The organism is Novosphingobium sp. (assembly GCF_019748365.1).
Classification (GTDB): Bacteria; Pseudomonadota; Alphaproteobacteria; order Sphingomonadales; family Sphingomonadaceae; genus Novosphingobium.
The window spans coordinates 1-14,040 of sequence record NZ_JAIEPN010000132.1; the positions used below are offsets into that span (position 1 = coordinate 1).

Sequence of the window (14,040 nt, forward strand, 5' to 3'; positions counted from 1 at the left end):
AGGTGATGCCCTTGCACGCCGTTCCGGTATTGTTCGTCCTTAGCGTTGCTTGGCGTACCTCCCACGCTATGCCCTCTCCATGTTGGCGGTCAGGTGCAGATCGATCTCGCGCGACGGCGTGCGCTTGTCTGGATTGGGCGCGAGCGATTTAAGGTCGCGGTAGGTCAGCACCCGGTGCCCGACCTTCTCAAGACCGGTCGGACGTTCTCCCGTGCGGTCCATGGGCATCGGCGAGAGCGTTGCGACGCCCGGCCCCAGCTTGACCTGCGGCGCGACCGAGGGATCGCGCATCTTCATCGAACCATGATCCGCCCCGGGCATGTCGTGGCCCATGGCTGCGTGGTCTGCTCCGCTTGTATCGCCGTCGGACGCAGCCATATCGCCCATGCCCATGTCCTTCATGGTGAGCAGCGGACGTTCGCGGATTGGTGGAATCGGCGCGACCATGCCGAGGCGCGGAGCAAGCGTCGCGCGCACCTGACCGGAGCGATCGATGGCCTCGGCAATGAAGCCATAGGCCTCGTCGGCCCTGGGTTCGACGATCACGTCATAGGTCTCCGCGATGCCGATCTGGAATTCGTCGGTCTCGACCGGCTGCACGTTTTGCCCATCGGCGGCGACCACCGTCATCGCGAGACCCGGAATCCGGACATTGAAATTCGTCATGGCGGCTGCATTGATGATGCGCAGGCGCACCCGCTCGCCAGGTGCGAACAGTCCGGTCCAGTTCGCGGTACTGTCATGGCCGTTGACCATGAAATGATAGGTTGCGCCGGTGATGTCGGAAATGTCGGTCGGGTCCATCCGCATCCCGGCCCACATGCGGCGTTCGGAGGCCGACTGGTCCTTGCCCGCAAGCAGGCCGGAGAGGGTCTGCTTTTGCATGTTGAAGTAGCCAGGCTGGGCCTTCATCTTCCGCAACTGGGTATGCGGATGCATGAAGCTCCAGTCGGCGAGCATGATTACATGTTCACGGTCATAGGCGACCGGATCGGGCGCGGCGGGATCGATGACGATCGCGCCATACATTCCCATCGCTTCCTGCATGCCGGAGTGGCTGTGATACCAATAGGTGCCAGACTGCTTGACGGGGAACTCGTACACGAAGGTCTGGCCGGCCTTGATCCCCGGAAAGCTCACCCCCGGCACGCCGTCCATCTGGAAGGGCACGAGCAGCCCGTGCCAATGGATCGAGGTTTCCTCGTTCAGCGTGTTGTTCACCGCGAGGCGAACGTTCTGGCCCTCCTTTAACCGGATGACCGGGCCAGGTGTCGCACCGTTGATGCCGATGGCGTGCCCGTCACGTCCGCCGACGCGGAGCGAGGCATGACCGATGGATAGTGCGATTTGCTCCCCGGACACCACGGACATCGAGCCTGCGAGGCCAGGAGTTCCACTGCGCGCCCACGCGGGGAGCGCTGCCGAAAGCGCGAGGCCCCCGCCCCCCAAGGCAGCCGCACGAATGAGGGTACGGCGATCGAGCGCAAAAGAATGCATGAGTGGTATCCGGTAAGATTGACGGCTTCATCGTCCTCTACGCAGCCGCTTTCCCTAGCCCTCAGATCTGGTCGCCAAGCATCGCCTTTAATTTCCCCCTGGCCCGGTAGAGGCGGGTCTCGACCGTCTTCTCGCTGACACCGAGCACGTCGGCAGCTTCGGCCTGGCCGAGGCCATCGATCGTGCGGAGGACCAGGGCCTCGCGCAGACGGGATGGCAAGCGGGATATGGCAGCGGTCACGTGCGCCAGCTCGGCCCGGTCTGCCGCTTGCACATCGGCGGGAATGGCATCGTCTGAAACATCGAAAGCCATCTCGAGCGGCACTGCGCGCGTGAAGAAGGCGCGCACCTTGCGCCTTCGTCCCCAGTCCCTGCACTTGTTGAGCGCGATGTGCTTGAGCCATGCCACAAACGGTCGCCCATGGTCGTAACGCCCAAGAACCGAGAAAGCGGCAATGAAGGTTTCCTGGGTGACGTCGAGGGCCTCGTGCGGATCGCCGACTGATGCTCGCACCAAGCGAAACACAGCGTCACGGTGGCGCGCCAGCAATTCGCGATAAGCGTCCTGCCGGCCCGCGAGCGCCAGTGCCGCGAGCTCGCCGTCGCTCCCCTCGGACAGCGGAAGGCTCACCGCACTTCTGGGGTAAGGGCTCTGGTAACCGACCTGTCGAATTTGGCCGCCTGATCAGGCCTCAGGACGGCGCGCATGGCAAAGAGATGCTCAAGCGTTTCCTTCTGCATTTCACCCATGACCTTGTGGGTGTGGTCGATGGCGGCGGTGACTTGCGGACCATAGCCGTGTTCCACTTCCATCGCTTCGGCCAGATGGGCATTGGCGGCCCTCATCTCGAGTTCGAGCGCCTTGCGGCGTGTGGCAAAACGCTGCTCGATTGCCTCGATCTTTGCTTCCTGTGCGACATCGAGTTCGAGCTCGCTGTGCAGCAAGGCGTGGAGTTCGGTCTCGCTCTGCCTTTCCGGTGCGAACAGGACGCGGCCAGCATAAGTGCCGCCCAGCGCCGCCGCAAATGCGACAAGCGCGATCAGGATCAGCCGCGTGGTCCAATTCACGGGTGGACAGCCAGCAAGGTTGAAGGTGCGAGGGGATTGTCAGGCGCAAAGGGAGAGATGGGCTGAGCCGTGGCGGGTTCGCCGCCCGCCAGTCCGCCACCGGCTACGCCGACCACCAGTGCCAGGGCTGCGGCGAAACCCATCAGCCGCGACCCGGCCGCAGCCTCACGGCGGCTCGCAGCCAGCCCGGCAAGCACAGCATCGTCGATAGTCGCCAGCCCCGAAGGAGCCGGAAGTGTACCCAGGCGGCGGAGCGCCTGATCAAGTTCGGACATGGTGGGTCTCCCGAGGTCTTGTGATCCTATACGCGGCCATATTCCCAATCCCTCAGGAAAACTGAGCCCGCCCAATTTGAGGGATGCTGTTCCCGGCCGCGTATCTCAACCTGATAGCCATTTCCAAGGAGATAACTGATGCGTTTGCCCAGCCTTGCCTTTGCCGTTGCGACTCTGGGGCTCATCGTGCCGCAGGTAGCCAGCGCGCATACGCAGCTCGTGTCTTCGACCCCGACAGCCAATGCCACGGTCGCAGCGCCGACAAAGGTCGAACTGCGCTTCAATGAGGCCGTGATCGGCGCAACGGCAAGGGCCGAGATCGCAATGACCGGCATGCAGGGTATGGCAAACCATGCGCCGATGCCGATCACGGGTTTCACCGCCCGGCTTGGCAATGACAGGAAATCGATGACGTTGCTGCTCCGTCGGCCCCTTGCCAGCGGGACTTACCGCGTGACCTGGAGCGCGGCCGGAGCCGACACGCATCGCATGGGCGGCAACTTCAGCTTCACCGTACGCTGAAGACATGGACAACCTGCCTGTCATCGCCATCCGGTTCGCGCTTTACGCCGACCTGATGGTGCTGGCAGGTGTGACGGCCTTCTCGCTTTACGCGCTGAAACCCGAGGAGCGAGGCACTGCCTTGCTGCCGCTGGCCAAACCTGCCCTCCTCCTTTCGCTGCTTGGACTGCTGCTTTCCGGCGGCGGCATGATCGCACTTGTCGCAGCCATGACCGGGACAAGCCTCTGGGCAGTCGATGGCTCGGCCTTCAGGGAAATCGTTACACAGAGCGCCATCGGCAGCGCCTGGGTCGTGCGCATGGCGGCAGTTGCAATTGCCCTGCTTGCCGCCCTGGCGCTTGGCCGAAGCCCACACCTTGCAAGATACTGTCTGCTTGCCTCGGCTGTGCTTGCCATCGCCACGCTGGTCTGGACTGGCCATGCCGGTGCAACCGAAGGGCGGACTGGATCGCTCCACCGGCTGAGCGACATCGTCCACATGCTGGCGGCGGCTGTATGGATCGGCGGAATTGCCGCGTTCTCCTGGCTGCTTTTTCAGCCATTGGCGCACCAATCCGATGCGCAGATCAGGATCGCGCATCGGGCGCTTGAACAATTCTCGCGGGTTGGGACGCTTGCGGTCGGGTTGATCGTTCTCACGGGCATCATCAACAGCCTGAGCCTGATGGGCTTGCCGCATCCCTACGCCTTGTTCGCTTCGCGCTACGGCCAACTCCTGCTTATCAAGCTCGCCCTGTTTGCTGCAATGCTGGTGTTGGCGGGTGCCAACCGCTGGCGGCTGACACCCGCTCTTGGTGCAGCCATCGCCAACGGCAATCCGGCCCCCGCGTTACGTGGTCTTCGGCAAAGCCTGGTTCTGGAAACGTCCACAGTGCTTACGATCCTCGCCGTGGTGGCCTGGATGGGTACACTGGAGCCGATCATGGCGTACGGGTGAATTACCACTTGACCCTGACATGATGTCAAGGTTGATGAGTGTTGCGACCAGAGGAGTACGAAGTATGACCGAGTCGCATCATGACCATGCGAAATGCGCCCATTCCGGATCGAAGGCTCCAGGAACGGTGATTGACCCCGTCTGCGGAATGAGCGTCGATTCTGCGACGACCACGCATGTCGCGACCCATGGCGGCGTCCATCACTATTTTTGCAGCGCTGCCTGTCTAACCAAGTTCAAGGCCGACCCATCACGCTATATGAGCGATGCGCCGCGAGCGGCAGAGCCGGTGCCAGACGGCGCTATCTGGACCTGCCCGATGCATCCGGAGGTCCAGCAGTCCGGGCCGGGAAGCTGCCCGATCTGCGGCATGGCCTTGGAACCGATGACGCCGACGCTCAACGATGGACCGTCGCCCGAATATGCCGACATGAAGCGGCGCTTTGTAATCGGCCTCATCCTCGCTTTGCCGGTGGTTGCGCTCGAAATGGGCGGGCATCTTACCGGACTGCGCCATTATCTGGATGGAAACATCGCCAACCTGATCCAGATGGTTCTGGCGACGCCGGTGGTCCTGTGGGCGGGCTGGCCATTTTTCCAACGCGGCTGGGCCTCGGTGAAAAGCCGCCACCTCAACATGTTCACCCTGATTGCGATGGGAACGGGCGTTGCCTGGATCTACAGCATCGCGGCGGCGCTCGCGCCCGGTATGTTCCCGCCCGCGTTTCGCGCAATGGACGGCTCAGTCGCGGTCTATTTCGAGGCGGCTGCGGTCATTACCGTGCTGGTCTTGCTTGGCCAACTGCTTGAACTGCGTGCCCGGGAAACAACCAGCGGTGCGATTCGCGCATTGCTCGACCTTTCGCCCAAGCTCGCCCGCCGGGTTCGTCCTGATGGTAGTGACGAGGAGATCACACTCGACCACGTTCTGGTCGGCGACACGCTCCGCGTTCGCCCAGGCGAGAAGGTTCCGGTTGATGGCGTGGTGCTGGAGGGCCGCGGCACGGTCGATGAATCGATGGTGACTGGCGAGTCCATGCCGGTGACCAAGGAGGCTGCGTCGAAGCTGATCGGTGGCACGATCAACCAGACCGGCGGCCTCGTAATGCGCGCCGAGAAGATCGGGCGCGACACCATGCTGGCGCGCATCGTCCAGATGGTAGCAGAAGCCCAGCGCAGTCGTGCGCCGATCCAGCGGCTTGCCGACACCGTGTCGGGCTGGTTCGTGCCGGCGGTGATCGCTGTCGCGGCGATCGCGTTCGTCGTCTGGTCCCTGGTCGGCCCAACGCCGGCAATGGGCTATGGCCTGATTGCAGCGGTGGCCGTGCTGATCATCGCCTGCCCCTGTGCGCTTGGCCTCGCGACCCCGATGTCGATCATGGTGGGGGTCGGACGCGGCGCGCAGGCCGGTATCCTTATCAAGAACGCCGAGGCGCTCGAACGCATGGAGAAGGTCGATACGCTTGTCGTCGACAAGACCGGCACGCTCACCGAAGGCAAGCCCGCGGTGGTTGCGATCGAGACGGCCGAAGGGTTCGACAGCCAAGAGGTTCTGCGCCTTGCCGCGAGCCTCGAACGCAGCAGCGAGCATCCGCTGGCCCTGGCGATTGTCAGGGATGCAGAAGCCAAGGGGCTCGCAATCAGCGAACCGGGCGACGTCGATCAGCCAGTCGGCAAGGGTATCACCGGCATCGTCGATGGACATCGGCTTATTGCTGGAAATGCCGGCTTTCTTGAGGAACAAGGGGTCTCGACTGCCGAACTGGCGCAACGTGCTGCCGTCCTGCGCGCTGACGGGGCGACCGCAATTTTCCTTGGCATAGATGGTAAGGTTGCGGGTGCCATCGGCATTGCCGATCAGGTTAAGCAGACTACGCCTGCCGCGCTCAAGGCGCTGGCCGAAGCGGGGATCCATGTCATCATGTTGACCGGAGACAATCGCGTCACGGCAGAGGCCATCGCGCGGCGGCTTGGCATCGACGACGTCGAAGCCGATGTGTTGCCAGACCAGAAGAGCGCGATCGTCAAGCGCTTGAGGGACAAAGGCAGAATCGTGGCGATGGCAGGCGACGGTGTGAACGACGCCCCTGCGCTTGCCGCTGCCGATGTCGGCATCGCCATGGGCACCGGGACAGACGTTGCGATTGAAAGCGCAGGCATCACACTGCTCAAGGGCGATTTGACTGGAATTGCGCGTGCCCGGCACCTCAGTCATGCAACCATGACCAACATCCGGCAGAACCTGTTCTTCGCCTTTGCCTACAACGTCGCTGGTATCCCGGTGGCTGCGGGCGCGCTCTACCCGCTGTTCGGCATCATGCTTTCACCGATCATCGCAGCGGCGGCGATGGCGCTTTCCTCGGTCAGCGTCATCGGCAATTCGCTGCGTCTCAGGAGGATTGCGCTATGAACCTTTCCAGCAGGCGCGCGTGGCTGCTGGCCGCGGCTTCGGCCGCGCTGATCGCTGCTTTCCTGCTCTATCCGGAACACCGGCAGCACTTCTTCGGGCTGATCCCTTACGCATTCCTGTTCGCCTGCCCGCTCCTGCACTTCTTCCATGGCGGCCACCACCATGGACGCCACCCGAAGTTCGGCGAACGGCAGCCATGAACATCGGACAGGCCTCGAAGACCACTGGCGTGTCGGAGCGGATGATCCGACACTATGAGCGCGTAGGGCTGATGCCGCCCCCTGACCGACGCGACAATGGTTATAGGGATTATTCGCCGCAATCGGTCGAGCGTCTGCGCTTCATCGCGAACGCCCGCGATCTTGGGTTCTCGCTGGAGGAAATCGCCACTCTCCTCGGCCTGTGGGACGACCGCGAGCGGACGAGCAGTGAGGTGAAGACCGTTGCCCTGGCACATGCCGAAGATCTTGGTCGCAAGGCGGCGGCGCTTGAAGCCATGCGCTGCGCTTTGCTGGAACTTGCCGAAGGGTGCAGCGGCGACAACAGACCCGATTGTCCGATATTAAGTGGACTGGCAGAGCGGCGGGCTCGATAATCAGACACTTTGGCAGATCGCCAGCATAAGCGATAAGCCGTCATCGCCAATACCGCTTTGTTTCGATCCATTCGTCATGGGCATCAGCGGCTGCTTCCAGTTTAGCTTCCTAAGTGTCTTTAGAGAGCAGCGTTACTGCACCGGGATCGTTTACAACGCCTAACCGCTCAAGCATCTGCATCGCAGTCGTGAGACCATCGAGCGCGCCAAGCTGATCCTGAAATTCCTCAAAGGCGGCGGCGAACTTCTTGAACTGTCGCCCCTTGCGCTTGCGTTCGAACAGGTTTTTGAAAAGTGCCGCAGCATAGCGCGATTTTTTGTCGTCATTGCTGCTAGGCATTGACGACAAGATTCCACATCGTGTCAGTCAGGCCGGACGATCTCCCAACATCGGCATTTGCATGGTCAAGATGAACTGATGATCAATTGCGAACTTGAATATTTCCCATTTAACGCTGATGCCTTTCAAGAATGAGAAGGCGAACAATCCTAGAATGAGCGGGGAAAAATGCAGGTCAAACTTGCAGTCTTCGTTTGAGACTTAATACAAGAAAGAAGCCAAGCAGCCCCAAAAGAAGCCCCCGCCGTGGCGTACAGCAGCAAATCCCATCACCAAAAGCGAACATAGTGGTCACGCACTTCGCATATAGGCATAGTGGAAACCCGAAGAGGATCGGTGAAAGCATCGGTGCCATTACTCGCACACTCTTTACAAGAACCTCTCCCCCGCATGATCCTCAAACAACTCAGCTGACCGAACATAGCCCAGCAGCACCTCGACCTTCTTGTGCCGCGACACTTCCTGCATCTTGGCGATGGTCGCCCCGGCGCGCGACGCCTCGGTGAGGAACCCTGCCCTGAGCGAATGGCCCCCAACGCTCTCGGGATCGAGCCCCACGACCCCTGCATATCTCTGGATCAGCCGCGCGATCGAGCGGTCCGACATGGGTTTGTTGGTCAGCCGCCCTTGGGGATCGATCTGATAAAACAGTTGACCCGCGCCTCCTCCCCGCACCGCGAGCCATTCCTTGAGCCGTTGCACGGGTTTGAGTGTCTTACCCGAGGGCACCGCGATCACCTGACCCTCCCCCTCCTGGTCGGTCTTGGAGTGGCGCAGGGTCAGTTTCAGACCCTTGTCCACCATTTCCACATCGCGCCACTCGAGCGCGACCAGTTCCGAGCGGCGTAACGCTGCTGCCAGTCCCAGCGCGAGAATCGCCCGGTCGCGGATCGCGCGCGTGCCCTGCCCATCGGCCGCCGCGATCATCGCCGCCAATTCGCGGGCGGTGATCGCCGCCTTGCGCGCGCTCGGCCGCACTCTGGCCTCGCGACGAATGCCAGCGAGCGTATCGGCGATGACCATGCGGTCGTCGCGCAGGACCGGTGCGGAGAGCCCCTCCTGCCGATGCTTCCACCCGATCGCGGCGAGATGGCGCCCAATGGTGGTGTCGGCTTTGCCCGCCAGCGCGAGCGCAGCAAGGTACGTTGCCACCGCCTCAGGCCGAGCCGGCAAGGGGTCGAGCGAACGTTCGTCGCACCAGCCTTCGAACTGGTTCCAGTCACTGGTATAGGCCCGCAGGGTGTTCGCCGCCTTGGCGTGGACGCGATAGCCCCGCGCCGCCGCAATCTCCGCGCCCAACGCTCTCGCGGGTGCAGAGATTAAGGCAGAGGGTGCTGGAGCGATGGTGTTCTTTGCGAGCCTGGCTTCGTCTTCCGCAGCATCCTCGCTTCCGTCCGCCATCTTCCGCCCCCTCGCCCACGCCAAAATCGGCCTTTCCATACCTCCATTTCCACTGTCCGTGAAGAGCCGTTATCGGACAGTGTTTGCGGTGTATAAGCTGAGTATACTTTTTGAGCCAAAGGTATATTATGCGGGGCCATGCCCCCTGCCCCATCAGACTGGCGCCTGGCGCTCGCGCGGATCGAGGGCGCGCTGCCGTTCCTGTCGGAGAGCCTAGCACAAGCCCTCGCTCAGCGCTGCCTCAGGCGGCTGTGGGCCGTGCATATCCGCGATTATTCATTCGAAAACATGGGCCTGGAGCACAACCCGGGCTTGGACGCCGGCGAGCTGATGCGCAGCTGGTATGCCGACGAGCGACGGGATTTTCTGTCATGGGTGAGCCGGCGCGGGCCCCCTCCCCTTGCCCATGCCTCGCAGCGCGCCATGGCGGCCAAGGGCGTGAGCGAGAGGTTCACTGAGGCCTATGGTCCCGCCGATCGCGCGCTCGAGCGCCTCGACGCGCTGCTGCCCGCGCACGACCCCATTGCCACGCTCGCTACGCTCGTTGAACAACTGCGGACCGAGGAGATCGACTTTCTTGAGGGCGGGACCGAGGTCCATGAGTTTGCGGGGGCAACGTTCGACCGCCCTGCCCCACGCGGCGCCGCTTGGGCGGCCTCGCTCGCCGTCGCCATGCGACCGCAGCTGTTTGGACTCGGCGCTGCGCCGCTGGCGCTCGCCGGGCTGATGCCGCGCTCGGTGTTCCGCTCCGAGCCCGAGGATCCGATTCCAGCGCTGCTGGGCTCTGCCGTGGCGACAGCAGCGCGTTGGGGGCAAGACGACCTGGAAACGCTCCACAGGGGTCTGGAATACGGTCAGGAGTGTCTGGCGGGTCGCTATGCCTCCTCGCACGCCCCTGCGGCCTGGACATTGCTTCTGGGGCTCGGCCCCCTCACCCGTGCCGATCTGGCTCGTGGGCTCAAGGTGACCCCACGAACTGCTTCGCAGATAGCACTGGCTCTTGAACAGGCGGGGCTGATTGCGCCGCCTACCCAAGAGCGACCGTTGCAACCCGTAATGCCGCGACGCTGAGATGGCCTGAAGATGTCCGACGTAGCGCCGACTCCTCCCCTCTTGTGAATCTTCATCAAGAAATCCAAATTCAAACATCATGTTGATGTTAGACGGTTTATATGAATCTTTAGAAGGTTAAGCCCTTTGGTTTGGAGCGTAGACCAGCTTGAATCCACGAGTCGCTTGTTGAGGGCCGTTCCCGGAGGATCGATGATCGGTTCCTGAAATGTCGGGCATTCCGTTCCCGATGTATCGTTGGATCGTTCCTCTTGTGTCGACTGTTGTTCCTGAAAGGTCGAAGGCGCAGGATTATCCGCTGTTTGAGCGAGTCATTTGAATCAGTTTGTAAGGCGGGATTCGGAAAGAGGTTCAATTGGCTGCCTGAGGTGTTGAGCGAGCCAGTCGGCAGGATTGGCGTCCGCGTGCAACACGACACAATGGGAACGGCGTCGAGGTTTTGGATGTTCGTGGCTTTGGAGCTTATGAGAAAGCGGAGGATGTGTGATGCCCTCTTGTGTCACTTGCCACGCGCAGATTGGCGCGTCGCCAGAGCATCAACCTCCCCGTAGCTCGTGCCGGTGCTTTTCATGCCAGCGCCGAACATAGCCGATAAATGCCCTTTGCCAGTTGGCAGGCGTGCGGGAGGAATCCGCGTTTACCCAGGCTTCAAACTCCGCATGCAGGTTGTAGAGGTCCCAGCCCGGGCATTCTGATCGCAGTAGAGTAAGGGTCTCGTCGGTCATAAAGCCGCGCGTGGCCTTGTCGCTTAGTCCGACTACGGCTTTGTTGATGAGCGAAGTAGCGTCAAATTTTGCTGCGGGCGAATTAGCGGTAGTGGCCTGTACCGGCTTGCTTTCGTCTGAAGGTTTCCTGGAGGAAACTTTTAAGGGCAACGATGGATTGGCTAATCCGGATTGGTTCTGTGGCAGCTTTCCTTGGATCAAGCGGGGCTCAGCGGCGCCATCATCACGACGCATGCGTAGCATCGGCTCTTTGCGACCCTCGCTATCCTCAATGGACAGCTGGTAGCCCGGCAATGCGTTCTTTGCAGCGATCTTGATGATCTCGAACTTGAAGCGACGATAGGGGCCCTCAGCTCCGCTCTTTTCAAACAGAGTGGGCATGGAAATTGCGAAGCCCCCCTCCCCTGCCCCACCGGCATGCTTCCTCGCGACGCGGTAAAGCCAGCGCTCGCGGCCGCCAGTGATGTCGAAATAAGCGCGGTCGATAGACAGCACCCCGCCCTTCATCAGCACGCCTTCCCAGAACCAGTTGCTGAGTTCCAGAGTCATTCCCCTGGATCGCTCGGTACGCTCGTCGACCAATTGGGTCCAGCCATCGAGCCAGCTGAAAGTGGCCTCTCTGCGATTCTCAGCGCGGATATTGGTCTTGACAGTAGTAGACACAAGTCGATCCAGTGCCTGGCCAAGCAGCTCATAAGCCCGTCCCGTAGTGGGGCGTCCAATGGCGCGCAACAAATCGTATGGCATGATATGAAGCGTGCGAGGAATGTCGTTCAGCCCGCGTCGCTGCATGTCGGCCAGCATCGAGGCGCAGTAAATCAGGATGTCGGCGTCCCAGATAGTTGCCATGCCAAATTGCGGGTTGGACGAGACGTTGACCCATAGTTTGCCATCGGGCGACGTGTAATCAATCGCCTTTACCCGCTTGGTCTTGGCCAGTGAGAAGAACGGACGCTCCATCATCTCGCGCTGATCGCGCAGTGGGAGGTCGGCGAGATACGGCAAAAACAGATCGAACTGTTCGTTGATTGCGCGCTTGGCGGCCCGTGTTTCAGGAGTGCTCGTAGCGCTCATCGGGAAGTTTCCTCAAGGAAACATTTCGCCCCATCCAGACAGAAGTTTCCTCGAGGAAACTCTCCTACAAGGGCCCCAAGCGAGCTCAAGCTAGCGAAACCCCGTTCTGCCGCAATGTCTCCAGCACGGTTTGCAAAGCCTTCTGCAACTGCTCGTCACTGGCACCGCCACCTGTAGGCAAATGGAGAGTTACACCCTGACGAGTAACGGATTTGACCGCTAGGATCGGTCGGCCAAACTGCCCTGCAATTTCAATCCGCGTATCGGCCACTCGAGCTTTAGGGGCGCTCGACGCGTCCATCAGGCGCTTGAGGACAACAGCACCAGCAAGCGGTGGGGAAGCAATGGCAGAGGCCGCCGCGTTCGAAGTGGCAATGGCACCCGCTTCGGCAACGATTGCCTGGGCGCGATTATGGTCGTCCAACGCACTCGCTAGAGCATAAGCGGGATTCAGTGTCAGTTCGCTTAGATCAGAGAACGCAGACAGCACGGTGTCCGGAATTGTGGCGGCCTTGAGCATTTTGGACAACCAGCCCTTGGACAGCTTCAAGCGTTCGGCCATGCGCACCGCCTTGCCGCCATAATGGGCTTCAAGCGCCGCAGCATAGTTGCGCGCTCGCTCGATATCCGAGACATCCTTGCGCGCGCGGTTCTCAATGTCGGCGAGACGGAAAGCTGCCTCGTCATCCAGATCGGCGACCTGGGCGAGCAGCTTCATTTCCGGATAAGAGTTGGCGCGCAGCCACGAGATCGCAAAATGCCGCCGGGTGCCCGCGATCACCTCATAGTCATAGTCGGGATCACCGCTGACATGGCGCACCACGACAGGAACCTTCTGACCACCCTCGGCGAGGATTGAGTCGATCAGATCTTGCACCGCCTCAACCGAGAGACGCTCCTGAATTCGAGCATTACCAGCCCAGAGGCGCACCCTGGCCGGATTGATCAGAAGCTGGGTGACCTGCCGAACCTCACCCGATGCCGCGCGCGCAAGTGCATTCTCTCGGCCAAGTAGACTCAAGCCGGCCCTGTTGCTGGCACGCGCTGGTCCGGCAATGTGCGGGGCAGGGGAGGGGTCATCTTCAACTACCAAGGGAATCGCCGGGCTTTCCGCGGGAGCGGGTGCCTCATCGGCAAGGAGACCGGCCAGATAATCGCTTTGCTTGCGGGCCATCAGACAAACTCCCCCATCCAGCGTTCCCGAAAGATAGTCGAACATAACATGAACATCAATTCCCGAGCAGGCATCCTATCCATTGACCACTGCCTCCTCGCTCGCGGGCGCCGCTATACCCCAGCCGCGCCGCACCATGGCTTCCACCTGGCCCAGGGCTTCGTCGAGGTTGGCCCGGCAGCGTTTGTGGGTGCGCGGTGTGCCGATAGGGCGCTCAAGCTCGTACACGGTCATCATGCGTAAAGCCGCATGGCTGATTTCTGCGCTTTCAAGGATCGGGACTGGCAAAAGCGCAGGACCGAACGTCTGTTCCATGATTTGCCGCACCATGGCGTGACTGGGATCATTGGAATCGAATTTGGAACAGATCAGCCGAATAAAATCATACTCAACTTCGATTCCCGCCTGCGCGAGCTGCGAGGTCACCTGATCCATCATCGAGAGGAACTGAACCGTGGAACAGAAATCGGGCGTCGTCGCTGCCATTGGTACCAGCAAAGCATTGGCCGCCTGCATCACCGCTAGGCTGATCGTGCCGAGGGCAGGGGGAGGATCGAGGATGACGATGTCATAGTCGCGCGCGAGATCCTGCAAACCGCGTTTCAGCTTGCGAAAGCGCGATGCGAGGACCGAGCCGCCGTCTGCCCCGGATGCCGCGAGCTCATATTCCACGTCGAACAATTCCAGGTTTGACGGAATCAGGTCGACGTTCGGCCACGGGGTCTTCTGGACGGCATAGAGCAGGTCAGTCTGTGTCGGATCGATCGACAAATAGGGGTAAAGCGTCTGCTCGCGGGCTATGTTGAAATGCGGATTAAAGCCGAACAGCGTCGTAGTCGTCGCTTGGCTGTCGCAGTCGACCACAAGCACCCGATAGCCTTGAACGCCGAAGTAGTGCGCAAGATGTGTCGTGACAGTCGACTTGCCGACACCACCTTTGAAATTCTGCAC

Annotated in this window: 14 protein-coding genes and 1 pseudogene; 6 read left to right on the top strand and 9 right to left on the bottom strand. The window is 61.3% G+C overall.

The window, feature by feature from the left end; translation table 11 throughout:
- Positions 1-75 precede the first annotated feature (75 nt).
- From K5Q19_RS15205 to K5Q19_RS15220, 4 genes and pseudogenes are all read right to left on the bottom strand, one after another.
- Positions 76-1,497: pseudogene (locus K5Q19_RS15205) on the bottom strand (copper resistance system multicopper oxidase); the annotation flags it as partial.
- Positions 1,498-1,558: 61 nt separating this feature from the next.
- On the bottom strand, positions 1,559-2,128 hold the full coding sequence (locus tag K5Q19_RS15210) for an RNA polymerase sigma factor (RefSeq protein WP_066213691.1): 570 nt from the start codon (positions 2,126-2,128) through the stop codon (positions 1,559-1,561).
- Entirely contained in the window at positions 2,125-2,565 is a 441-nt protein-coding gene (locus K5Q19_RS15215; RefSeq protein ID WP_066213695.1) for a periplasmic heavy metal sensor, read from the bottom strand. The genes K5Q19_RS15210 and K5Q19_RS15215 overlap by 4 nt, the downstream gene beginning before the upstream one ends.
- The gene (locus K5Q19_RS15220) at positions 2,562-2,840 is read right to left on the bottom strand and encodes a hypothetical protein (protein ID WP_066213696.1); all 279 of its coding nucleotides are present in this window, start codon (positions 2,838-2,840) and stop codon (positions 2,562-2,564) included. The genes K5Q19_RS15215 and K5Q19_RS15220 overlap by 4 nt, the downstream gene beginning before the upstream one ends.
- 138 nt (positions 2,841-2,978) lie before the next feature.
- Between K5Q19_RS15220 and copC the strand changes: the two genes are divergently transcribed.
- From copC to cueR, 5 genes are all read left to right on the top strand, one after another.
- Positions 2,979-3,362, top strand: a complete 384-nt coding sequence (copC, locus tag K5Q19_RS15225) for a copper homeostasis periplasmic binding protein CopC (RefSeq protein ID WP_066213699.1) — start codon at positions 2,979-2,981, stop codon at positions 3,360-3,362.
- 4 nt (positions 3,363-3,366) lie between these two features.
- The gene (copD, locus tag K5Q19_RS15230) at positions 3,367-4,299 is read left to right on the top strand and encodes a copper homeostasis membrane protein CopD (RefSeq protein WP_066213701.1); all 933 of its coding nucleotides are present in this window, start codon (positions 3,367-3,369) and stop codon (positions 4,297-4,299) included.
- 64 nt (positions 4,300-4,363) lie between these two features.
- The gene (locus K5Q19_RS15235) at positions 4,364-6,709 is read left to right on the top strand and encodes a heavy metal translocating P-type ATPase (RefSeq protein ID WP_066213704.1); all 2,346 of its coding nucleotides are present in this window, start codon (positions 4,364-4,366) and stop codon (positions 6,707-6,709) included.
- Positions 6,706-6,909 (top strand): DUF2933 domain-containing protein, encoded by a 204-nt coding sequence (locus tag K5Q19_RS15240; RefSeq protein WP_066213708.1) that lies wholly within the window; start codon positions 6,706-6,708, stop codon positions 6,907-6,909. Before K5Q19_RS15235 ends, K5Q19_RS15240 begins: the two co-directional genes overlap by 4 nt.
- The gene (gene cueR, locus K5Q19_RS15245) at positions 6,906-7,304 is read left to right on the top strand and encodes a Cu(I)-responsive transcriptional regulator (RefSeq protein WP_066213712.1); all 399 of its coding nucleotides are present in this window, start codon (positions 6,906-6,908) and stop codon (positions 7,302-7,304) included. The genes K5Q19_RS15240 and cueR overlap by 4 nt, the downstream gene beginning before the upstream one ends.
- Positions 7,305-7,413: 109 nt before the next feature.
- On the opposite strand, the gene K5Q19_RS15250 is transcribed toward cueR, so the two are convergent.
- Together K5Q19_RS15250 and K5Q19_RS15255 are read right to left on the bottom strand one after the other, a co-directional pair.
- Positions 7,414-7,644 (bottom strand): CHAD domain-containing protein, encoded by a 231-nt coding sequence (locus K5Q19_RS15250; RefSeq protein WP_066213715.1) that lies wholly within the window; start codon positions 7,642-7,644, stop codon positions 7,414-7,416.
- Between the two features lie 369 nt (positions 7,645-8,013).
- Positions 8,014-9,045, bottom strand: coding sequence for a site-specific integrase (locus tag K5Q19_RS15255; RefSeq protein WP_193829120.1), 1,032 nt, complete (start codon positions 9,043-9,045; stop codon positions 8,014-8,016).
- A gap of 138 nt (positions 9,046-9,183) precedes the next feature.
- Between K5Q19_RS15255 and K5Q19_RS15260 the strand changes: the two genes are divergently transcribed.
- On the top strand, positions 9,184-10,116 hold the full coding sequence (locus K5Q19_RS15260; RefSeq protein ID WP_066213627.1) for a hypothetical protein: 933 nt from the start codon (positions 9,184-9,186) through the stop codon (positions 10,114-10,116).
- A gap of 536 nt (positions 10,117-10,652) precedes the next feature.
- On the opposite strand, the gene K5Q19_RS15265 is transcribed toward K5Q19_RS15260, so the two are convergent.
- The 3 genes from K5Q19_RS15265 to K5Q19_RS15275 all read right to left on the bottom strand — a co-directional run.
- Entirely contained in the window at positions 10,653-11,915 is a 1,263-nt protein-coding gene (locus K5Q19_RS15265) for a replication initiator protein A (protein ID WP_066213630.1), read from the bottom strand.
- An 85-nt stretch (positions 11,916-12,000) separates the two neighbouring features.
- On the bottom strand, positions 12,001-13,134 hold the full coding sequence (locus tag K5Q19_RS15270) for a ParB/RepB/Spo0J family partition protein (RefSeq protein WP_353645432.1): 1,134 nt from the start codon (positions 13,132-13,134) through the stop codon (positions 12,001-12,003).
- Positions 13,135-13,164: 30 nt separating this feature from the next.
- Positions 13,165-14,040, bottom strand: an 876-nt coding sequence (locus K5Q19_RS15275; RefSeq protein ID WP_292946874.1) for an AAA family ATPase, incomplete at its 5' end; no start/stop codon positions are given.